Origin of the sequence: Alexandriicola marinus (assembly GCF_004000435.1) — a bacterium.
GTDB classification, from domain to species: domain Bacteria; phylum Pseudomonadota; class Alphaproteobacteria; order Rhodobacterales; family Rhodobacteraceae; genus Alexandriicola; species Alexandriicola marinus.
In genome coordinates, this window is the sequence record NZ_RBVZ01000002.1 from 121797 (window position 1) to 142843 (window position 21047).

General features: G+C 64.3%; 15 protein-coding genes, 1 tRNA gene and 1 pseudogene. 8 read left to right on the forward strand and 9 right to left on the reverse strand.

What is annotated here, in order from left to right:
* Window positions 1–39 precede the first annotated feature (39 nt).
* On the forward strand, window positions 40–1680 hold the full coding sequence (locus EP376_RS07015) for an AMP-binding protein (protein ID WP_127654862.1): 1641 nt from the start codon (window positions 40–42) through the stop codon (window positions 1678–1680).
* 77 nt (window positions 1681–1757) lie between these two features.
* On the opposite strand, the gene EP376_RS07020 is transcribed toward EP376_RS07015, so the two are convergent.
* From EP376_RS07020 to putA, 3 genes are read right to left on the reverse strand one after another with little or no spacing between them, the layout of a single operon-like run.
* Complete coding sequence (locus EP376_RS07020; protein WP_127654863.1) at window positions 1758–2147, reverse strand: VOC family protein; 390 nt, start codon at window positions 2145–2147, stop codon at window positions 1758–1760.
* A gap of 8 nt (window positions 2148–2155) precedes the next feature.
* Window positions 2156–2902, reverse strand: coding sequence for a rhomboid family intramembrane serine protease (locus EP376_RS07025; protein WP_127654864.1), 747 nt, complete (start codon window positions 2900–2902; stop codon window positions 2156–2158).
* A 48-nt stretch (window positions 2903–2950) separates the two neighbouring features.
* Complete coding sequence (putA, locus tag EP376_RS07030) at window positions 2951–6412, reverse strand: bifunctional proline dehydrogenase/L-glutamate gamma-semialdehyde dehydrogenase PutA (protein WP_127654865.1); 3462 nt, start codon at window positions 6410–6412, stop codon at window positions 2951–2953.
* 105 nt (window positions 6413–6517) lie between these two features.
* Between putA and EP376_RS07035 the strand changes: the two genes are divergently transcribed.
* From EP376_RS07035 to EP376_RS07050, 5 genes and pseudogenes are all read left to right on the forward strand, one after another.
* Entirely contained in the window at window positions 6518–7003 is a 486-nt protein-coding gene (locus EP376_RS07035) for an Lrp/AsnC family transcriptional regulator (protein WP_127654866.1), read from the forward strand.
* A gap of 45 nt (window positions 7004–7048) precedes the next feature.
* The gene (locus tag EP376_RS07040) at window positions 7049–7597 is read left to right on the forward strand and encodes a tetratricopeptide repeat protein (protein ID WP_127654867.1); all 549 of its coding nucleotides are present in this window, start codon (window positions 7049–7051) and stop codon (window positions 7595–7597) included.
* Between the two features lie 44 nt (window positions 7598–7641).
* Window positions 7642–7727 (forward strand) — tRNA-Leu (locus EP376_RS07045).
* 118 nt (window positions 7728–7845) lie between these two features.
* Window positions 7846–8034, forward strand: a pseudogene (locus EP376_RS22940) (IS3 family transposase); the annotation flags it as partial.
* Window positions 8035–8194: 160 nt separating this feature from the next.
* Window positions 8195–9742, forward strand: a complete 1548-nt coding sequence (locus tag EP376_RS07050) for a phospholipase D family protein (protein ID WP_127654868.1) — start codon at window positions 8195–8197, stop codon at window positions 9740–9742.
* Window positions 9743–9935: 193 nt separating this feature from the next.
* Here EP376_RS07050 and EP376_RS07055 read toward each other — a convergent pair whose 3' ends face one another.
* From EP376_RS07055 to phnY, 4 genes are all read right to left on the reverse strand, one after another.
* Complete coding sequence (locus tag EP376_RS07055) at window positions 9936–11948, reverse strand: DEAD/DEAH box helicase (RefSeq protein ID WP_127654869.1); 2013 nt, start codon at window positions 11946–11948, stop codon at window positions 9936–9938.
* Window positions 11949–12352: 404 nt separating this feature from the next.
* Window positions 12353–14089, reverse strand: coding sequence for a hypothetical protein (locus EP376_RS07060; protein ID WP_127654870.1), 1737 nt, complete (start codon window positions 14087–14089; stop codon window positions 12353–12355).
* Between the two features lie 121 nt (window positions 14090–14210).
* A complete protein-coding gene (gene pbfA, locus EP376_RS07065) occupies window positions 14211–15560 on the reverse strand; it encodes a (R)-1-hydroxy-2-aminoethylphosphonate ammonia-lyase (RefSeq protein WP_127654871.1) in 1350 nt (449 codons plus the stop codon).
* Window positions 15560–17011: a phosphonoacetaldehyde dehydrogenase gene (phnY, locus tag EP376_RS07070; RefSeq protein WP_127654872.1), complete on the reverse strand. Its 1452-nt coding sequence runs from the start codon at window positions 17009–17011 to the stop codon at window positions 15560–15562. Before phnY ends, pbfA begins: the two co-directional genes overlap by 1 nt.
* 28 nt (window positions 17012–17039) lie before the next feature.
* Between phnY and EP376_RS07075 the strand changes: the two genes are divergently transcribed.
* Entirely contained in the window at window positions 17040–17540 is a 501-nt protein-coding gene (locus EP376_RS07075; RefSeq protein WP_127654873.1) for a GNAT family N-acetyltransferase, read from the forward strand.
* Here the strand turns inward: EP376_RS07075 and phnA are convergent.
* Window positions 17522–18781: a phosphonoacetate hydrolase gene (phnA, locus tag EP376_RS07080; RefSeq protein WP_127654874.1), complete on the reverse strand. Its 1260-nt coding sequence runs from the start codon at window positions 18779–18781 to the stop codon at window positions 17522–17524. The two genes, EP376_RS07075 and phnA, sit on opposite strands and share 19 nt — an antisense overlap.
* Window positions 18782–18791: 10 nt before the next feature.
* A complete protein-coding gene (locus tag EP376_RS07085; RefSeq protein WP_127654875.1) occupies window positions 18792–19970 on the reverse strand; it encodes a 2-aminoethylphosphonate--pyruvate transaminase in 1179 nt (392 codons plus the stop codon).
* A 97-nt stretch (window positions 19971–20067) separates the two neighbouring features.
* On the opposite strand from EP376_RS07085, the gene EP376_RS07090 reads away from it, so the two are divergent.
* Complete coding sequence (locus EP376_RS07090; protein WP_127654876.1) at window positions 20068–20925, forward strand: LysR substrate-binding domain-containing protein; 858 nt, start codon at window positions 20068–20070, stop codon at window positions 20923–20925.
* Window positions 20926–21047: the final 122 nt, after the last annotated feature.

Below are 21047 nucleotides of genomic sequence, written 5' to 3' on the forward strand. Positions count from 1 at the left end.
AACAGGCGCAATTCGCACCTGCAAGGGAGGAGGTCGCTAATGGGATGGATGGCGGATGAAACCGGCCTGGGCAAGCGTCCGGCGAATTTTGTGCCCTTGACGCCGCTGTCGCATCTTGCGCGCGCGGCCGATGTCTTTCCCGACCGGGAGGCGCTCGTCTATGGCGTTTTCCGCCTCACCTATACCGAGTATCACGCCCGCGTCTCGCGGCTCGCCTCGGCGCTGGCCCGTGCGGGCGTCGCGCCCGGTGACGTGGTGGCCACGCTCCTGCCCAACGTTCCCGCCCATGCCGAGGCGCATTTCGGCGTGCCGGCCTGCGGAGCGGTGCTCAATGCGATCAACATCCGGCTCGATGTCGATACGGTGGCCTATATCCTCGGCCACGGAGAGGCGAAGGTGATCCTCGCCGACAGCCAGTTCCTGCCGCTGGTCGAAGAGGCGATCGGGCGGCTCGACGGGCCGGCGCCGAAGATCATCGAAGTGCCGGACCCGATCGCGGGCGTGGCGCCCAGTGGCCGGCATATGGATTACGAGGACTTTCTGAAGACGGGCGATCCCGGTTTCCGCTGGATCATGCCCGAGGATGAATGGGAAAGCCTCGCGCTGAACTATACCTCGGGAACGACGGGCCGACCCAAGGGCGTGGTCTATCATCACCGTGGTGCGTACCTCATGACTATGGGAACAGTCGTGTCCTGGCAGATGGTGCTCTATCCCCGATACCTGACGATCGTGCCGCTGTTTCACTGCAACGGCTGGAACCATACCTGGATGATCCCGCTTCTGGGGGGAACGGTCGTGTGCTGCCGCAACGTGACGGCCGCCGCGATCTATGAGGCCATCGCGGACGAGGGCGTGACCCATTTCGGCGGCGCGCCCATCGTGCTCAACACGATCATCAATGCGCCCGACAGCGACCGCCGCGCCTTCGACCATGTGGTCGAGGTCTTTACCGCCGGCGCCCCGCCGCCCGCCGCGACACTGAAGGCGATCGAGCCGCTGGGCTTTCACGTGACTCAGGTCTATGGCCTGACCGAAACCTACGGGCACGTGACCGAATGCCTCTGGCAGGGGCATCGCTGGGACAGCGAACCCGAAGAGGCGCGGGCCACGATCAAGGCCCGGACGGGCATCCTCATGCCAATGATGGAAGATATCACGGTGCTGGAGCCCGACACGATGGCCCCGCTGCCCCGGGATGGGGAGACCAAGGGCGAGATCATGATCCGCGGCAACTCTGTGATGAAAGGCTACCTCAAGAACCCCGAGGCGACGGACGAGGCGTTCCGCGGCGGATACTTCCACTCCGGCGACATCGCGTTTCAGCATCCCGACGGCTATATCAAGATCGCCGACCGCGCGAAGGACATCATCATCTCGGGCGGAGAAAACGTAAGCTCAGTCGAGGTCGAGGGCGTAATCGCCGATCACCCGGCGGTCAGCCTGTGTGCCGTCGTGGCCATGCCCGACGACACTTGGGGCGAGGTGCCTTGCGCCTTCGTCGAGCTGAAGTCGGGCGCAGAGGTCACGGGCGAGGAACTGATCGCCTTTGCGCGGTCCCGACTGGCGGGCTTTAAGACGCCCAAGCGGGTGGAATTCGTGGAATTGCCCAAGACCTCGACCGGCAAGATCCAGAAGTTCGAGCTGCGCAAGAATGCAAAGGCGCTCGCCGCCGGCTAGGGCGCGGATTTCGGACCGAAATCCGACCGCGCCCCGCTCCGGGGCGCGTCACGAATTTCCCTGAAATTCGTCTCGGCTCAGAGGGCCGCGAACAGATCGACGCGATATCCGTCCGGATCGGCGACGGTCGCATAGCGCTGCCCCCAGAAGGCATCGAAAGGGGCGGTCACGACCGTTTCGCCCGCATCCGCGAGAGCGGCCACCGCCGCATCCATCTCGGCGGGGCTATCGTAGAGAAGCGCGAATTGCGCATGGTTGGCCGGCACGGGCTCCGCACCGTTCAGCTCTGCGGCAAGCTCATGGGTATCGATCATCAACCGCACCGCACCCGGCGCCGCGATCGCCTCCAGATGTCGGTCCTGCGGTCCGAAGTCCGGAAATTCGAATCCGAGGCGGCGATAGAACGCCACCGTGCGCCCTATGTCACGGCTGGTGACAGCCACGGCGTCGATGATCGGACTTGCCATGAGGCCCCCTATTTCCGGCGGCGAACGACGGGAATACTTGAGCGGGCGAAATCGTATTTCGCCTCAGGATGGGGCGGATGTCCCTCGGTCCGGTTCCAGAACCGGATCGCGCCCCTACGCAGCCACAGCGGCAGGGTCAGCACGAAACCAATCAGAAACCCGCCCGAATGCGCCCAATAGGCCACCCCGCCCTCATTGGGATTAATGCCGAACCCGGCAAAGAACTGGATCGCGAACCACAGACCCAGCATGATCCATGCGGGGATCGGAAAGATGCGGAAAAAGACGATGAAGATGATGAGAATATCGATTTTCGCCTTGGGAAACAGAAGAAGATAGCCCCCCATCACCGCCGCGATCGCCCCCGACGCGCCCACCATCGGGATCGGGGACCACGGCGCCACGGCCCATTGCGCAAGCGCCGCACCCGCCCCCGAGACAAGGTAGAAGACCAGAAAGCCGCCGTGGCCCATCTCTTCTTCGAGGTTGTCGCCGAAGATCCACAGGAACAACATGTTGCCCAGAAGGTGCATCCAGCCGCCGTGCAGGAAGACCGAGGTGACAAGCGACAGGTAGCCCTGACCATCCGTGATCCGCGCGGGGATCATCGCGCAGCAATAATACAGGTCGTAGAGAGCCTGGTCGGTCGTGACGAAGCCCACGACCCACAGATGCACCGCCACGTTGATCGCGATCAGCGCATAGGTGACGAAGGGCACCTTCTCGGACGGGTTGTGATCGCGGATCGGAAACATGGGGGGAGCGTTAGCCAGCCCGCCCCCCCCGTCAAGCCAAAGCTGGTCTCAACCGTCCGCAACCGCCGCCAGCAATGCGGCATTGCCACCCGCGGCGGTGGTGTCGATGCAGACATGACGCTCGTGGCAGGCATGCGCCCGGTCCGGCATCGCGGTGATCAGCGGCACAAGAGGGCCCTCCCGGCGCGCCAGCGCCGCGGCGAGCGCACGGGCCTCGTCGTCGCTGCCCCACCAGATCACCCCCGCCAGAGGGGCAAGCAGGCTCAGCGCGCCGGGCTCCAGCGCGCCCTGCGCCTCGACCGCGATCCCGCCCAGATCACGGATCGCGCGGGCCTGCTCGGCGGCAGTATCGGCGCCCGGCCCAAGGCAAAGAACCGGTCCGCGGGCTGCGAGGGTCAGGCGATTGCTCTCCCCCGTCGGCCCCGGCAGATCGAGCGGTTCATGGGCGCCGGCGCCGGCCTTTTCGGCCCGGACAAGGCGAGCCGCCAGCGCCTCCCGTGTTTCGGGATCACTCCACCCACCGGCCACGCCGGCGGGCGCAGGTGCTGCAAAGCGGGGCAGGTAGTTCGGCCCGCCCGCCTTGGGGCCTGTCCCCGACAGGCCCTCGCCACCAAATGGCTGACTGCCCACGACAGCGCCGATCTGGTCGCGGTTGACATAGATGTTGCCGACATGGACCCGGTCCACGATGTGCTGCACCCGGTCGTCGATCCGGGTATGCAGCCCGAAGGTCAGCCCGTATCCGGTGCGGTTGATGTCCTCGATCACACGGTCGAGCTTTTCGGCCCTGAACCGCGCCACATGCAGAACCGGGCCGAACACCTCGCGCTCCATCTCGCCGATGCCCCCCACCTCGAGGATCACGGGCGGAACGAACAGCCCCTCGGCAGGGGCCTGCAATTCGTCGATCACCCGGCCCGCATCGCGAGCCGCGGCCACATAGGCGGCGATCCCGTCGCGGGCTTCGGTATCGATGACCGGACCCACATCGGTGGAGAGCTGCCACGGATCGCCCATCGACAATTCGGCCATCGCGCCGCGCAGCATCTCGATCAGCGGTTCGGCCACATCCTCCTGCACATAAAGGCAGCGCAGCGCAGAACAGCGCTGGCCCGCTGACCGGAACGCGGCCTTCACGATATCGCGCACGGCATGTTCCGGCAGCGCGGTCGAATCGACGACCATCGCGTTCAGCCCTCCCGTCTCGGCGATCAGCGGCGTGCCCGGGGCGGCCGATCCGGCCATGGCCCGCGCGATGATCTGCGCGGTCTCGGTCGAGCCGGTGAAGGCCACGCCGGCGATGCGCGGATCAGATGTCAGAGCGGCGCCGATCCGCCCGTCGCCGGGAAGAAGCTGCAGCACCTCGCGCGGCACGCCGGCCTCGTGCAGCAACGCCACCGCCCGCGCCGCGATCAGGGGCGTCTGTTCGGCGGGCTTGGCGAGAACCGCGTTCCCGGTGGCCAAGGCCGCCGCGATCTGGCCGGTGAAAATCGCAAGCGGGAAGTTCCACGGGCTGATGCAGACCCAGGGGCCGCGTGGTGCCGCCTCTGCCATCGCCTCGGCCTGCCCGGCATAGTAGCGCAGGAAATCCACCGCCTCGCGCAATTCGCCCACCGCATCCGACAGCGTCTTGCCGGCCTCGCGGGCGACGAGCGCGAAGATCTCGCCGAAATGGGCCTCGTAGAGATCGGCCGCCCGGCGCAGGATCGCCGCGCGTTCCGCGACGGGCGCATCCCAGACCTGTGCCGCGCGAAAGGCCGCCTCGACATCCGCGGGATCGGCCCATGTCACGGCACCGACCACATCCGAGGGCCGGGCCGGATTGCGCAATTCCTGCATGTCGCCGCCTTGCGCGGGGACCGCCAGAACGGGCCCTGCCTCCCACCGGGAGCCGACAAAGGCCCGCCGGGCCTTGTCGATCGCCTCGAGCGTTGGTGCATGGGTCAGATCGAACCCCTTCGAATTCCGCCGTCCCTGCCCGAAAATCTCCGGCCCTTGCGGCAGGCGATCGAGCTGAAGCGGGGCCGAGAAGGGATCGGAGGCGACCTCTTCGGGCGGAACCGTCTCGTCCACGATCTGGTTGACGAAGCTGGAATTGGCGCCGTTTTCCAACAGCCGCCGCACGAGGTAGGCCAGCAGATCCTTGTGCGCGCCGACAGGCGCGTAGATCCGGCAGCGCGTGCCATGTTCCGCCATGACCAGCTTGTGCAGAACCTCGCCCATGCCGTGAAGGCGCTGGAACTCGAACGTTTCCGGCCCTCGCCCCATCTCGCGCGCCATATGCAGGATTGCGGCCACGGTATGGGCGTTGTGGGTCGCGAATTGGGGATAGATCCGGTCTGTCATCCCCAGAAGTTTCCGGGCATTTGCGATATAGCTGATATCGGTCGCGGCCTTGTCGGTGAAGACGGGGAAGCCCTCCATCCCCTCGACCTGCGCCCGCTTGATCTCGGTATCCCAATAGGCGCCCTTCACGAGCCGGACCATGATCCGCCGGTCGAGCCGTGTGGCCAGTTCGTGCAACCAGTCCAGAACCAGCCCGGCGCGTTGTCCATAGGCCTGCACCACCACGCCGAAACCATCCCATCCGCGCAGGCCCGGGGCCGACAACGTCTCTTCGATGACGTCGAGCGAGAGCGAGAGGCGGTCCGCCTCCTCGGCATCGATGTTGAGCCCCATGCCCGCCGACCGCGCCATCTGCGCAAGCGACCGCAGGCGCGGGACAAGCTCCTCCATCACGCGGTCGCGCTGCGCCTCTTCATAGCGGGGGTGGAGCGCAGACAGCTTGACCGAGATACCGGGATTGTCGGCCACGTTCTTGCGGGTGCAATGCTCCGCAATGGCCGAGATCGCCCGCGAATAGGACAGGTGATAGCCGCGGGCGTCGGCATCGGTGCGCGCGGCCTCGCCCAGCATGTCATAGCTGTAGGTAAAGCCCTTGGCCTGCATCCCCTCGGCCCGGTCCATCGCCTTGGCAATCGTCTCTCCCAGAACGAACTGGCGGCCCATCTCGCGCATCGCGCGGCCGACAGCGGTCCGGATCACCGGCTCTCCCAACCGGCGGACAGCGCCGCGCAGCGCGCCCACGATCCCCGCCTGTTCGTCATCGAGAACCCGACCGGTCAGCATCAGCGCCCAGGTCGAGGCATTCACGAGCGAGGAGGTCGAATGCCCCAGATGCCGGCCCCAGTCTGACGGGGCGATCTTGTCTTCGATCAGGGCGTCGATCGTGTCGGCATCGGGCACCCGCAGAAGCGCCTCGGCAAGGCACATCAGCGCAATCCCTTCCTCGGTCGAAAGACCGTATTCCGCCAGGAACACCTCCATCAGCCCCGGATCGGAGGCGCCCCGGATCTGGCGCACAAGGGCCGCGCCCTCGGCCACGATCCCGACCCGCGCCTCGGCACTCAGCGCGGCCAGATCGCGCAATTCCTCGATGACGGGGCGCTCGGACGCATAGATGCGGCCGTCGATACGGGCTCTGAGATCGTGGAACGTGTCACGGGGCATGGCAAAACCTCCAGGTTGATTTCGCCATGATACATCGAATTGACACGCCACTTTTCCCAAGATAGCGCCACTGGAAGTCATTTTTCCTGAATTAGGGGGATATTAATGGTCGAAACGCCTAAGGATCTCGACAAGTTCGACCGACTGATTCTCGACATCCTGTCGGTCGAAGCCCGGATCAGCATCACCGAACTGGCCCGCCGGGTCGGCCTGTCGAAGACGCCGGTGCAAGCCCGGCTTCGAAGGCTCGAACGTTCGGGCGTGATCCGTGGATATCGCGCACTCCTCGATCCGATCCGCCTGGGGCGCGATCATGTGGCCTTTGTCGAGGTCAAGCTCAGCGACACGCGCGAAGCCGCGCTGCGCGCCTTCAACACGGCCGCGATCGGCGTGGCCGAAATCGAACAATGCCACCTGATCGCCGGCGCCTTCGACTATCTTCTCAAGGTGCGGACCACGTCGATGTCGCGCTACCGCGCGGTTCTGGCCGAAAGGATCTCGACCCTGCCGCATGTGTCCAGCACCTCGACCTATGTCGCGATGCAGGCCATCAAGGAAGATGCGATGGGCGTCACAGGGCCGGAGGGCTGATCGCCCGCCCTTGACCTGAGCGTCCCGAGGGCCATCATTTTCCCCATGCGATTGATCGCCCCCCTCCTGATGTGCATCTGGCCCCTCTCTGCCATGGGTCAGGACAGCTGTGCAGACCTCCCAGACAGATCGGCCCTGATAGACGGCCTTTATGCAGAACTTCGGCTTGCACCCTCGCCTGGCGATGCGCAGGCCTTGTCTGGGGATTTGTGGGAAATCTGGCTCGATGCGCCGGATGATCGGGCACAGGCGCTCCTTGATCAGGGGATCGCGCTGAACAGGCTGGGCGCGCGCGACGAGGCGCGCGAGCTGTTCGGCCAGTTGATCGATTACTGCCCCGATTATGCCGAAGGGTATAATCAACGGGCCTATGCCGCGTTCCTGTCTCAGGATTACACCGCCGCACTTCGCGATCTGGACGAGGCCCTGACCCGCGAGCCACGCCACCTTGGCGCGCTGACGGGCAAGGCCCTGACCCTGATCGGCATGGGGCAGGAAGAGGCCGCACAGGCCCCGCTGCGCGAAGCGCTCCGACTCAACCGCTGGCTCTCCGAACGCGCGCTGCTGACGGGCCCGATGGAGGAAGAAGCCTGACCCCCTTTACGCCACCGCCTGAGCCGGGATAGTCAGACTTCCGTGCCCGCGTGGTGGAATTGGTAGACATCAGGGACTTAAAATCCCTTGGCCTCTGGCCGTGCGGGTTCGAGTCCCGCCGCGGGCACCAAATGAAAGGACTTATGATAGTGATATCATAACCCTACATGGAAATCCGAAATTCCCTTCGACCGGATCATCCACCCAGTTCATGCGGGCGAACCCGTCCACTGGCCAGAGCCTGCTTTGGGCAGCAGGGTGACAGTCATGACGATGCACTGGCCATGACTATCAACGGCCTGTGCACGGTCGCGGTCATCCACCGGCGCGGGCCACGGTGCATTTTCGATGCCGTTACAGACACAACATTCGAGTGGGTCGACTGGATCGACAACGGCCGCCTGCTGGAACCCATCGGAATCATCGCGCTCGTCTAGGCAGAGGCAGGCTTCTCTGGCGCTGTGGAAAGACCTGAACTGGCCGCGCACCCAAGGTCGATCGACCTCCGGCGAACCCCGCGCGGCTCATACCACTTGTCAAGGTCCGACTGACCATGCCACGAAGCCGGACTTCATAAGTCAGGCGGGAGCTCAGGACGTGCGTCTTCTCAGGTTTCTCTTCGTGGTCGGGATCGCCGCGAGCCTTACGCTTCTTGCTCTTCGCCTGACCCATCCTTTGCCTGACTTGCCAAGCGCGGATACCTCTGGCGCGGTCCCTGCCAGCGAAGAGACTTTGCTGGGCGCGAACCTGATGCCGCTGATGGCCATCCACGAGGGCAAGAGCGGTGTCGTGCCACTCGCCGATGGGCGCGATGCATTGGCGGCCCGCATCCTTCTGGCCCGTGCCGCGCAAGCGACGATCGACGTCCAATACTATATCTGGCAGACCGACACGACCGGCTGGCTCTTGCTTGAGGAGCTGCGCGCGGCCGCGGAGCGTGGCGTTCGGGTGCGTCTGCTGCTCGACGACAACGGTATCCCCGGCCTCGACAACGTGCTCGCGGAGCTGGATGGGATGGATAATCTCGAGGTCCGCATCTTCAACCCGTTCACGATGCGCACCCCCAAAGCCCTGTCCTATGCCTTTGATTTCTTCCGGCTGAACCGCCGGATGCATAACAAGTCGATGACCGTGGACGGGGTGGCGACCGTGATCGGCGGTCGCAACATCGGCGACATCTACTTCGCCTATGGCGAGGGCACGGCCTACTTCGATCTGGACGTGCTGGCCGTTGGTCCTGCCGCGGCCGATGTGTCGCAGAATTTTGATGCCTACTGGACCAGCGGCTCGTCCTACGCGGCCTCTGATGTTCTGCCCCCATCCGAGGATGGTCTGGCAGAGATGGCCACGGCCGTCGCACTTGCGCAATCCGGTGCCCGTGCTTCGGACTACGCCGCTTCCATTGCCGATGCACCGGTTCTCTCGCAGGTCCTGTCAGGCCGGGACGTGATGGAATGGACAACCGTCACCCTTGTTAGCGACGATCCGGCCAAGGGTCTTGGCTCGGCGACGCAAGACGCGCTGCTGGTCGGACGACTGCCCGCTCTGCTGGCCCAGCCAGCCGAGAGCGTGGACCTCGTGTCGGCATATCTTGTTCCCGGAGACGCGGGGCTCGCATTGCTCGAAGGCTACCTTGCTGACGGCGTTCGCACCCGGCTTCTGACCAACTCGCTCGAAGCGACGGATGTCCCGGTGGTGCACAGCGCCTGGATGGGCTACCGCGACCGGCTCGTGCGCGCAGGAGCCGAAGTCCTTGAACTGCGGGCCCGCCCCGACAGATCCGCGGATCTGTCACTGACCCAAATCATCACCGGGTCGCAGTCCAGCCTGCATGCCAAGACGTTTGCCGTGGATGGCGCGCGCATCTTTATCGGATCATTCAATTTCGACCCGCGCTCGGCGGCGCTGAACACGGAAATGGGGTTCTTGATCGAAAGCCCCGAGATCGCCACCGCGCTCGGGCGATCCCTCGATCGGAGCGAGGCCTTCTATCGCGTGACCGAGGCCGACAGCGGCGCGATAGAATGGATCGAGACGGCCCAGAATGGCGCAACCAGCGCCTACACACTGGAGCCCAATACCTCAGCGGTTCAGCGCGGCATTGTCCGTCTGATGAGCTGGCTCCCGGTGGAGTGGATCCTGTAACTTCCACAACGTCGCGAAATAGCGCGATGCCACGGGTTCCGCCGGAGCGATCGATGCCCGGCCGCCAGGATCGAGGGCGCCTGTCGACGCCCTGATCCGCGCCGCGACACCGCGACGTCAGAAACTGACAGTCTCAGGCCCGGAAGCCGCGCCATGGGCAAGGCGCCACGCCTGGCGCGGCTTCACGCCGGGCCTATCGCCGTTTGGGCACAGCATTCCCGCCCTTGCCGGCCTTCTTGGCCGCAGCGCGGGCGCGGTTCTTCTTGCTGTTGGGCTTGCCTTCCGGGGGCGGCCGACCTTTGCCGGAACCGGCGGAGGGCTTACCGCCATCGGGTTTACCCGCAGGGCCGCCCGACGGCTTTTCGTGGCGCGCTTTGGGGGGCTCCCCGGGGCTGACCCGTGGGCCTGACTTTGCGCTTTTCTTGCGGCCCAGCGGGGCAAGGGCAGCGGCATCGGGTCTGTCGGCCTTGGGCTTGCGGTGCGACGGCTTTGCGTCCTTGCGATCTTCGGGCCTTGGTTTGCGACGGCGTGGTTCGGCGGCATCGTCCCAATCGATGGGGCCCGCATCCGGCCTGGCGGGGGCCGGCCTCGGCTTGGGCGCACGGTCGAACTTGGCATGTTTGAAGGCGGGCATGTCCGGCGCCTTGTCGAGACGCACGATCTGCTTTGTACCCTCGATGGTCATCTGCGGCCCGATCGCTGCCAGAAAACCCGGGACGCTGGCTTCGCGGATCTCGATATAGGACAGGTCATCGGCAATGCGGATGGCGCCGATGTCGTCCTTGGTCAGATCACCCGCCTTGCAGATCATCGGCAGCAAATGACGCGGGGACGCAGCCTGATTGCGGCCTTCGGACAGGGAAAACCACACGCTGGGGCCAAAGGGGCCACGCGGCTTGGGCTTTTCCGAATTGATCGGGCTCAGGTCTTCAGGGGCGGAATGGCGCAACTTGTATTGCCGCAGATAGGCGGCGGCGATCTGTTCGGGTGTGAATTGTGCGACCAGTTGATCGACCGAGGCACGCTCGCCTTCCGTGATCTCGGCCTGCCAGTCGTCGGCGGCCAGCATGCGCTGCTGATCGCGCTCATCCACCTCGGTGGCCGACGGCGCAGAGCCCCAATCCGCAGTCAGCCTCGCGAACTTGAGAATGCGTTCCGCCTTCTTGCGCGCGGATGGGACAACGATCAATGCGCTGACACCCTTGCGACCTGCGCGACCTGTCCGGCCTGACCGGTGCAGAAGGGTCTCATGACTGCCGGGCAGTTCTGCGTGAACCACCAGATCGAGCTTGGGCAGGTCAATCCCGCGGGCCGCCACATCCGTTGCGACACACACCCGGGCGCGCCCGTCCCGCATCGCCTGCAACGCGTTGGACCGTTCGCTTTGGGTCAGTTCCCCCGACAGGGCCACGACCGAAAATCCACGGTTCGACAGCCGCGTCGTCAGGCGCGCGACCATCGCCCGGGTGTTACAGAACACCAGCGCATTCGGTGCCTCGTAATAGCGCAGCACGTTGATGACGGCGTTTTCGCTGTCGCGGGCCGCGACCAGCAAGGCGCGGTATTCGATATCGGCATGTTGCGACTGCTCTGCCACTGTGGAAATCCGCTCTGCGTCGCGCTGATAGCTTCGCGCAAGCTTGGCGATGGCAGCGGGAACGGTGGCAGAAAACAGGAGCGTCTGGCGCGTCTGCGGCGTTTCCTCGAGGATGAACTCCAGATCCTCGCGAAAGCCGAGGTCCAGCATCTCATCGGCTTCGTCCAGCACGACACACCGGACGGCGGCAAGGTCGATCGAGCCGCGCATGATGTGGTCGCGCAACCGCCCCGGCGTGGCGACGACGATATGGGCCCCGCGCGCCAGCGCACGGCGCTCATCGCGCATGTCCATGCCCCCGACGCAGGACGCCAGAACAGCCCCGGCCTCTGCGTAAAGCCAACCCAGTTCCCGCTTGACCTGCATCGCAAGTTCACGAGTCGGCGCGATGATCAGGGCCAGCGGCGCGCCCGCCGGACCGAACCTGTCGTCCTCGGCCAGCAAGGTCGAGGCAATCGCCAGACCGAAGCCAATCGTCTTGCCCGACCCCGTCTGCGCCGAGACCAGAAGGTCCCGGCCCTCCAGTTCGGGTTGGGTGACAGCCGTCTGGACAGGTGTCAAAGTGTCATAGCCCTTCCGGGCCAGTGCATCTGCAATCGTTTTTTTCAAAGGTCCGGTTCTTTTGTTGGTCAAGTCATGCCGACCGCGCGGCACGCTCATCAGGGCAGGGATCACGCGCGATATCGGTTACAGCCGGGTTTGTATAGACACTCGGACCCTATTGGACCCGGACCTGCGCCGACACCTGCCCCCGGTTCCCAAATGTCACAAGCCAAGCACATGGGCCATGCACCCCCACAGAAACGGGTGCGACCTCGATCAGAGGGGCACGGCATCAAACGCGCGCGGGTCACTGGAAGGTCGGAATCCTCCCCGGTCCAGTCCCCCCGAAAACGATGCCAACAATGGGACAATCGGGCCGATCCGGGGTATGTCCCCGGCTGAGCGTGGCGCATGCCTGGCCCTTGAAAGCCTCAGAGCGAAACAGCCTTGCGGCCGCCAATGGCACCCTTTCAGCCCATCTCCGCGACCATGCGCGCTGCTCGGAACTTTCCGAGCCATGTGCTGATCTTTTCCAACTTGATGACCTTGAATGACGCTTCGATGGTGCGCCGCACTTCTTCTGTCAGGACCTGGCCCGCGACATCGTGCTCCTGAAGATAGTCCATGTCGTGCTTCAAGGTCTTGAGACAGAACTCGCGAAACTCTCTCGTTTCCCGAACTCCGCGAAATTCGACCGATTTGGCGCCCGGGGTCTTGAGCAGATCCGGATTCGGACGAAACAACGGCAAGAGCTCATCTAGCCGGGCTTGCGCACGCGCAGCTACCGCCCGGTTCCTCAGATGGAGAGGTTTGTCATAGGGCAAATGAGCAAGATCGAAGGAAAGGCTTCGCGTCAAGTCATAGACCAGCCTGTCAGATTGCATGGCCGGCTGAGGCAGCCGCTGTGCAAGTCGATAAAGCGTTGACGAGGCAGCTGGAGCGTAGAGAACAACCTTCTCATCCTGAGTGTATTGAGTTGGCGCACCAAGGTGATGCCGATTTCGGAAATTCGCATAATGTAAGTCTATTGCTTCGCCGATTTTCGCGGCACCGACCTGTTGAAAGACATCGAGATAATTCCGTGAAATCAGCTCACGTATTTCTTCGTTCAATTTTCCAAACATCCAATAGGAACGGAGCCATCTCTTGACAGATTCCAATCGTACGGGAGAATTCAGGAGTTTCTCACTGAAACCTTTTGTGAAGACGGTCCGGTAAAGCTCACCGGCGCCGCCTATCAAACGAAAGGAAACATTCTCGGTCAGCGAATGAACATTCGCCTGTTTATGAAGCGTCTTTGCTCCCATGTGAGCCAGGGTGAACCGCTCGAGATCATCTTCATAGCTGTGCCCAACCCGTACAACATGGTCGGCTGCCTTTTGGTATGACAGTCCGAAATACTCGGCTAGTCCGGTCGATATTCTGGTATCGTCCTCGTTTATGTCGCGCGTGCTGAACCGGACGTCGGTCTCCCGACCCGTTGATAACAAGGCACCGAGTACGATCCGGCTGTCACGTCCGCCTGTCAGAGTCGAGACGACAGGCATACCGGAATTGACCGTCGCAACTGTATTCCGGCGAATCTCGTCCACGCCCTTGTCAAGAAGATACCTATATTCCTCGATTTTCGGTGGCTCGCCCTTTGTCCTGGCTGCATTCGAAACGGACATGGCGCCATCCCGAAATACGATCCGTTGCCCCAGCAAGGCCAAGAACGCTCCCTCGACATAGGTCTCCCTTGACGTCTGGGAGAAACAGATAAAGCTATCCGTAAACCAGGTCGATGCGATCGAGCCGAGCGATAATCTGACGGGAACTCCCGCCGCTTTCATCGCCAGTGCGATCAGGCGAATTGAATTGCTCGCCATTGGTCCCTTGGCAGTATTGGCATAATAGGTCGGGATCGTTCCGAGTTCATCCGCAACCAGTTCGATACCGGCCGCCCCTCCGCTGACGGGTCGGACACCGCAATAACGCCCCGCAATCTCCTCGCGTTCCCCGGGTTGATACTCCCCCAGCGTCAGGTTCCGGTCGCGAATAATCACTCCTGAAACGGTGCGCGAAGGGTCGCCTTCTACGTTGTGAAAGATGGTTGCATCGTCGGTGACCTTTCGACGAAGGCCCGCCAGCTCCTTGATCGCATGCCGCGCATCGCCCCCCAGAAGCAGAAAATCATTATGTGGGAAGGAACAGGGAAGAAATTTCATTGAATGGATCGATCTATAGGCGTGGTCAGTGACCCGTGTAGACCATACGAGACCGCTCGCGGCCACCCGTGTGACGGATTTCTTCCCGCAGAAGAGGGAACAACGCGGCGGGCCGGGGTGACTACCCGATCGCGTCGGTCACAATCGCCACCGCGCGCATCAGGTCAGCTTCCCCGATCGTCAGCGGGGGCGACAGGGTCAGGACGTTGCCGGCGCTGATCTTGAAGCTGAGGCCCTGCTCGAGACAGGCATAGTAGATGCGTTCGGCGCGGTCCGGGTCGGGCTGGCGGCTGTCCCGGTCGGTCACGATTTCGACGCCCATCATCAGGCCGCGTCCGCGGATATCGCCCACATGCGGGTTGGAGGAGAGGGCCTCCTTCAGGCGGGCCATCGCGGCCTCGCCAAGCCGGGCGGCCCTGTCGACAAGCCCCTCGGCCTCGATCACGTCGAGCGTCGCAAGGGCGGCGGCGGCGGTCACCGGGTTCTTTTCGTGGGTGTAGTGGCCGATGGCGAAATCGCCCGCCAGGTCGAGATCGGCGCGCGCCAGAACGGCCGCGATAGGCAACACGCCCCCGCCCAGCGCCTTGCCCAGAACGATGATATCGGGCGTCACCTCGTCATGATCATGGGCAAAGAAGCGCCCCGTCTTGCCAAGGCCTGTGGGGATCTCATCCATGATCAGGAGCGCCCCCTGCCGGTCACACGCCGCGCGCACGGCCTGCCAATAGCCCGGCGGCGGCACGACGGGAACGGCGCGCATCGGCTCTCCGATGACGGCGGCCACGTCCCCTTCGCGAGCCAGCACGTAATCGACCATCGACGCGCAGGCGAGCCCGCAGGTCGCGGGCCCCCGATGACCATAGGCGCAATGATAGCAGTGAAACGGCGCCACATGTTCGGCCCCGGGAAGAAGCGGCCCCGCGATATGGCTGCGGAACGTGGCCTCTCCGCCCACGCTCGACGCGCCGAAGCCCGCGCCATGGAACGCGTCCCAGAAACTCAGCGTCTTGAACCGGCCGGTGGCGGCGCGCGCCAGCCGCATCGCCACCTCGACCGCGTCCGAACCGCCGGTCGTGAACAGAACCTTGGCCGGCCACGGCGCCAGCGCGCCCAGCCTTTCGGCCAGCGCAACAGACACCTCGTTGGTGAAGCGGCGCGGAGAAAACGGCAGGCTGTCGATCTGATCCTTGATCGCCTGTGTCACCACAGGATGCCCATAGCCCAGATGATGGACGGAATTGCCGTGGAAATCCATGAACCGGCGACCGGCGGTATCCTCGATCCAGATGCCCTCGGCCTTTGCGATGGTCGACAGGCACGGCGAGGAAAGCGACTGGTGCAGAAATGCGCCCGCATCCCGATCAAGCAGGGCGCGAGTCGCGTCATCCTCCTGCCGGGCGGACCATTCCGCCCTCAGTTCCGAGGTATTCGCCTCGCCCTCGGTATGGCGGATCGGGCCTCTTTGCGACATCAGGGCCACGGCAGGGAATAGGTCTTCACGTTGGTGAAGAACTTCATCGCCTCCAGCACGCCTTCCTTAACGCCGTTGCCGCTGTCCTTGATGCCGCCGAAGGGCGACATCTCGATCCGGTAGCCGGGCTGTTCCCAGATGTTGACCGTGCCCACGTCCAGGCCCTCGATAAAGGCCTGCATCCGGCGGAAATCGTTGGTGCAAACACCGGACGACAGGCCAAAGGCGGTCGAATTGGAAATCCGCATCACCTCTGCGTCGTCATCGGGCACGCGCACGATGGGGACAATGGGGCCGAAGGTCTCTTCCATCACCAGTTCGCTGTCATGGGGCACCTGATCGACAACGATGGGTGGCAGAAGCGCGCCCTTCCGGCCCGGATCATACAGAACCTTCGCCCCCTGATCGGCCGCCATGTAGACGCGTTTCTCGAAGAGTTCGGCCGCCTGCGCGTGGATCACGCAGCCCAGCTGCGTGTCGGGGTCCATCGGATCGCCAAAGCGGATCGCCTTGGCCTTTTCCAGAACCATCGGGACAAAGCGGTCGGCCACACTGTCCTGCACGAGGATACGCTTGACGGCCGTGCAGCGCTGGCCGGAATTGCCGGTGGCGCCGGCCACGGCGATGGTGGCAGCCCTCTCGAGATCGGCATCATCAAGATCGTTGAGGATGATCAGCGGATCGTTCCCCCCCAGCTCGAGTGCGGCGCGCTTGTAGCCGGCCTTGTGAGCGATCATCTTGCCCACCGGCACACCGCCGGTGAAGGTGATGATGTCGATATGTTCGTTGGTGATCATCTCGTCGCCGATATCGGCGGGCATCCCCGTCACGACCTGGAACATCTCGGGCGGCAGGCCCGCCTCGTAAAGGATATCGGCCAGCGTGATCGCGGTCAGCGGGGTCAGCTCGGTGGGCTTGCAGACCATGCAATTGTTCGTGGCGATCGCCGGCGCGATCTTGTGAGCCACCATGTTCAGCGGGTGGTTGAACGGCGTGATCGCCGAGATCGCCCGCACCGGCTCGCGCTTGGTATAGATCTTGCGGCTCTTGCCGTGGGGCGTCAGGTCACAGGAGAAGATCTGCCCGTCATCCTGAATGGCGAGCTGTCCCGCGAAGGTGAACACGTCATAGCTCCGCCCCGCCTCGTAGAGCGCGTGCTGCTGGCAGATCCCCAGTTCCAGCGTCAGCCAGTGGGCGATCTCGGCCTTGCGATCGCGGATGATCTCGGCCGTGCGGTGGAGGATCTGCTGGCGCTCATAGCGGGTGAGCGTGGGCTTGTAGGCCGCCGCGATCTCGAAGGCGCGGCGCGCATGGCTTGCGTCGCCCGCGGGGACCGTGCCGATCACCTCGTCGGTATAGGGATAGCGGACCTCGATCACCTTTTCGGTGGTGACTTTCTCGCCGCCAATGCGCATGGCCTCGTGGCGGATTGGGGTCTCAGGCTTGTTCATGGGCGACTCTCCCGACAGATTGGGCGGCATGAGTGATATGACGATCCGCCCGGCCAGACCGGGCGACGAAGAGATGATCTGGGCGATGCTGGAACCCGTTTTCCGCGCAGGCGAGACCTATGCGGTCGACCCGGCCATCCGCCGCGAGGATGCGCTGGCCTACTGGCTGGCGGCCGAAGCGTTCATCGCCGAAGGCCCGGACCCGCTCGGCACCTTCTACATCCAGCCCAACCGCCCCGGCGGCGGGGCGCATTACTGCAATTGCGGCTTTGTCACCGCGCCTGGCGCCGAGCGGCGCGGCGTGGCGCGGGCCATGCTGGCCCATGCGCTGAGAACCGCCGCGCAGATGGGCTACGACGGGATGGTCTTCAACTTCGTCGTGGCCACGAATACCCGCGCCATCGCCCTGTGGGAGCGCGCAGGATTCACAACCGTCGGCCGCGTGCCCGGCGCCTTCCGCGCGGGCGGCCGGGATGCCGACGCGCTGGTCATGTTCCGGAGCTTGTCCGATCAAGCCTCGGCCTCCTGAAGGGCGGCCGCCGCGCAGGCATATAGGAACGCATCGAAGTTGCGCAGCTCGGGCGCGTCGGGCAGGTCGATCCGGCGGTTGACGATAAAGGGCACCGCCTGCTCCGTCAGCCCGCCATGCGACCGCAGAGGCTCCTTCAGCGCGGCAAGGTCGTGACGGTGGGCGCTGGTGCCGATGGTCATGTTCTCGGTCGAGATCATGACGATGTCACCAATCCGGTCGGCGGGCAGGTCGTACTTGGCGACAGCCTCCTCGCGGGTCGTGACCTCCAGCATCTCGGGCAGCGCCTTGAGCCGCGCCACGATATCGGCGCGGTCCGCGCCTTCGGGCAGATAGGCCGTGGCAAAGCTGCCCAGCGCGCCGTGATGCACCACGTAAGGGTCGGTGATCGGCAGGATGACCCGGGCCGCGCCTTCGCCCAGCCACTCGTCCATCAGGTCCTGCACATAGATCACGGCGGGATCGCCCTTGGCGTCATGCTTGGGTTTCATCCCGTGATCGGCCGTCACCACGATGGCCGCGCCCGTCGCATCCAGCTCGGCCAGATAGCGATCGAACATGGCGTAGAAATCCTTGGCGCCCTGCTCATCGGGGGCGAACTTGTGCTGGATGTAATCGGTCGTCGACAGATACATGATGTCGGGCTTCCATTCGCGCAGAAGCTTGACCCCGGCGGCAAAGACGAATTCCGACAGATCGGCCGAATAGACCTCGGGCACCGGCATGCCGAGCCAGTCGCTCGCATTGTCGATCCCGTGTTCGGCCTTCGTGGTCTCGCCCGAACGTTCGGAGGAAAAGGCCACCGCGCGATCCTCGTCGAATTTCAGGCCCGAGCCCAGAAGTGCGCGCAACTTGTCCTTGGCCGTCACCATCGCGACGCGGGCGCCAGCCTCGTAGAATTTGGAAAACAGCGTCGGCGCCCGCAGGAACCGCACGTCGTTCATCATGACCTCTTCGCCCGTATCGGGATCGTAGAGGAAATTGCCGCAGATGCCATGCACGCTCGGCGGACGGCCGGTGGCGATCGACAGGTTGTTGGGATTGGTGAACGACGGGATCACCGAATGCGCCGTGCGCACCGTGCCTTCCTCGCGGATCCGCTTGAGCGTCGGCATCAGCCCTTCGGCGATCGCCACGTCAAGGTATTCGGGCTCGCATCCATCAAGGCAGATCGCGATGGCACAGGTCTTGGGGGCGGCATAGGTCCGGCCATTGGCCTCGACCGGGTTTGAGATGGGCATATGAGTTCCTTCAGGCGGCGAGTTTCTTGCGTTCATCCAGCGCGGCTTGGGGCGGGGCGGCACTGGTCACCCCCATATCTTTCAGCGCGGCATCGGCGGCGGCGACCACGGCTTGCATCACCGCCTCGTCCATCTGGCCGATGCAGCCGATACGGAAGCTGTCCACGACGGTGAGCTTGCCCGGATAGATGATGAACCCGCGCGCCTTCATCAGATCATAGAAGCGCGCGAAATCGAAGGCCGGATCGGCCGGGCAGAAGAAGGTCACGATGATCGGCGACAGCCAGCGATCCTCAAGCAGGGTCTCAAAGCCCAGACCGCGCATGCCCGCGACCATCACGTCGCGATTGCGGGCGTAACGCGCTCCGCGGGCAGCGACCCCGCCCTCGGCCTCATGGGCGCGCAGCGCCTCGATGAAGGCCGCGACGGCATGGGTCGGCGGGGTGAACCGCCACTGGCCCGTCTTTTCCATCACCTGCCACTGGTCGTGCAGATCAAGGCTCAGCGAATGCGCGTTTCCGCCGGATGCAGCGAGAACATCCTTGCGCACGACGACGAAGCCGAACCCCGGCACACCCTCGATGCATTTGTTGGCCGACGACACGAAGGCGGTGCAGCCCAGCGCAGCAGGATCAAGCGGCAGCGCGCCAAAGGCCGACATCGAATCGATCAGGAGTTCGCGGCCTGCCGCGCGGGTGGCCTCCGCGATCTCTTCGACCGGATTCAGGATGCCGGACGAGGTTTCGCAATGGATCGCAAGCACATGGGTGATCGAGGGATCATTGGTAAGGATTTCGGCCACCTCCGCTCCGCGCGGCGGCAGGTGATCGCCCTTGTCGAGCACGACCTTGGCCCGTCCGATGTAATCGAGCGTGCGGGCCGCGCGCTGGCCATAGGCACCATTGGCCAGAACCAGCACCTTGCCCTCCCGTGGGACGAAGGTGCCCAGCATCGCCTCGACCGCGTAGGAGCCCGAGCCCTGAACCGGCACGCAATCGTAATCCGACGCGCCCGGCCCGATCATGGCGAGGATGCGGGCGCGCAGCTCGCGCGTCATGGCGCGGAACTCCTCGTCCCAGCTGCCCCAATCGCGCAGCATCGCCTCCTTGACCGGGAAAGAGGTCGTCAGCGGCCCGGGGGTCAGCAGGTAGGGTTCGCCAAGTTTCGGTGCGGGAAGTGTGCCGGACATGGGGCAGGCCTCGTCATTCTGTCGCGGACAGGTCTTGCGCAATCATGGCCATATGTGAAATCTTTCTTTTCTATTCCAGAATAGGCTTAGCTTATACATGCGATACAGCCAGCTTCGCGCCTTTCACGCGGTGGCCCTGCACGGGGGCTTTTCCCGCGCGGCGGCCGCACTGAACCAGACGCAACCCGCGCTCAGCGAACAGGTGCGCAAGCTCGAACAGGATCACGATACGCTTCTGTTTCATCGCGATCGGCGGCAGGTCCGGCTGACGGAAGCGGGTGAGGCGCTGTTCCTACTGACAAAGCGGTTCTTCGACGCCGAGGCGAGCATCGCCGATCACCTCAGCCAAAGTCGCGCCGCCTTGAGTGGCAGGCTGCGGATCGTCGCGGATTCGGCACGCCACATCACGCCCGTTCTGGCACGGTTCCGCGAGAAGGCGCCCGATGTCCTTGTTTCGGTCGAGACCGGCAATACCGAGACCGTGCTGGCACGCCTGCGCAATTACGATGCCGAAATCGGTGTTCTGGGCAGCCTTGGTGAGGCCGCCGATCTGGTTTCGGTCGATCTGGGAGATTCGCCCATCGTCGCGATCGCCGGGCGCGACACGCCGTGGGCCGGCGGGGGCCTGCGCCTGTCCGATCTGCCGAAGCTGCCGCTGGTGATGCGCGAAAAGGGATCGCGCACCCGGCACCAGCTTGAAGAGGCGGCCCGCGGCGCGGGCCTCCGGCTTGCGCCCTCGGTCGAGGTCGATGGCCGCGAGGCGATGCGCGAGGTCGTCGCCTCGGGTGCCGGGATCGGTTTCATCTCGCGCGCCGAGATGGGCGAGGATCGGCGCCTTGTTCCCCTGCCCCTGATCGACGTGGATCTGCGGATGCCAGAGACGCTTGTCTGCCTGTCGATGCGCGCCGAGCAGCCGATGATCCGCGCCTTCATTCGCGCAGCGCGCAATTCCTGATCACATTCGTCCAACCCGATGACACCGATCGCCGCAGCAGGGGGCCGCCCGAAGTCCGACGACAATGAGGACTTGATTCACGCGCCCTCCCCGTAAAAGGTTAACCGGGTAATGAAGAGAAT

What these genes read in the sequence shown, in the direction of transcription:
- EP376_RS07015 (WP_127654862.1), top strand. Translation starts at nt 40, where the DNA reads ATGGGATGGATGGCGGATGAAACCGGCCTGGGCAAGCGTCCGGCGAAT.
- EP376_RS07020 (WP_127654863.1), bottom strand. Translation starts at nt 2,147, where the DNA reads ATGGCAAGTCCGATCATCGACGCCGTGGCTGTCACCAGCCGTGACATA.
- EP376_RS07025 (WP_127654864.1), bottom strand. Translation starts at nt 2,902, where the DNA reads ATGTTTCCGATCCGCGATCACAACCCGTCCGAGAAGGTGCCCTTCGTC.
- putA (WP_127654865.1), bottom strand. Translation starts at nt 6,412, where the DNA reads ATGCCCCGTGACACGTTCCACGATCTCAGAGCCCGTATCGACGGCCGC.
- EP376_RS07035 (WP_127654866.1), top strand. Translation starts at nt 6,518, where the DNA reads ATGGTCGAAACGCCTAAGGATCTCGACAAGTTCGACCGACTGATTCTC.
- EP376_RS07040 (WP_127654867.1), top strand. Translation starts at nt 7,049, where the DNA reads ATGCGATTGATCGCCCCCCTCCTGATGTGCATCTGGCCCCTCTCTGCC.
- EP376_RS07060 (WP_127654870.1), bottom strand. Translation starts at nt 14,089, where the DNA reads ATGAAATTTCTTCCCTGTTCCTTCCCACATAATGATTTTCTGCTTCTG.
- pbfA (WP_127654871.1), bottom strand. Translation starts at nt 15,560, where the DNA reads ATGTCGCAAAGAGGCCCGATCCGCCATACCGAGGGCGAGGCGAATACC.
- phnY (WP_127654872.1), bottom strand. Translation starts at nt 17,011, where the DNA reads ATGAACAAGCCTGAGACCCCAATCCGCCACGAGGCCATGCGCATTGGC.
- EP376_RS07075 (WP_127654873.1), top strand. Translation starts at nt 17,040, where the DNA reads ATGAGTGATATGACGATCCGCCCGGCCAGACCGGGCGACGAAGAGATG.
- phnA (WP_127654874.1), bottom strand. Translation starts at nt 18,781, where the DNA reads ATGCCCATCTCAAACCCGGTCGAGGCCAATGGCCGGACCTATGCCGCC.
- EP376_RS07085 (WP_127654875.1), bottom strand. Translation starts at nt 19,970, where the DNA reads ATGTCCGGCACACTTCCCGCACCGAAACTTGGCGAACCCTACCTGCTG.
- EP376_RS07090 (WP_127654876.1), top strand. Translation starts at nt 20,068, where the DNA reads ATGCGATACAGCCAGCTTCGCGCCTTTCACGCGGTGGCCCTGCACGGG.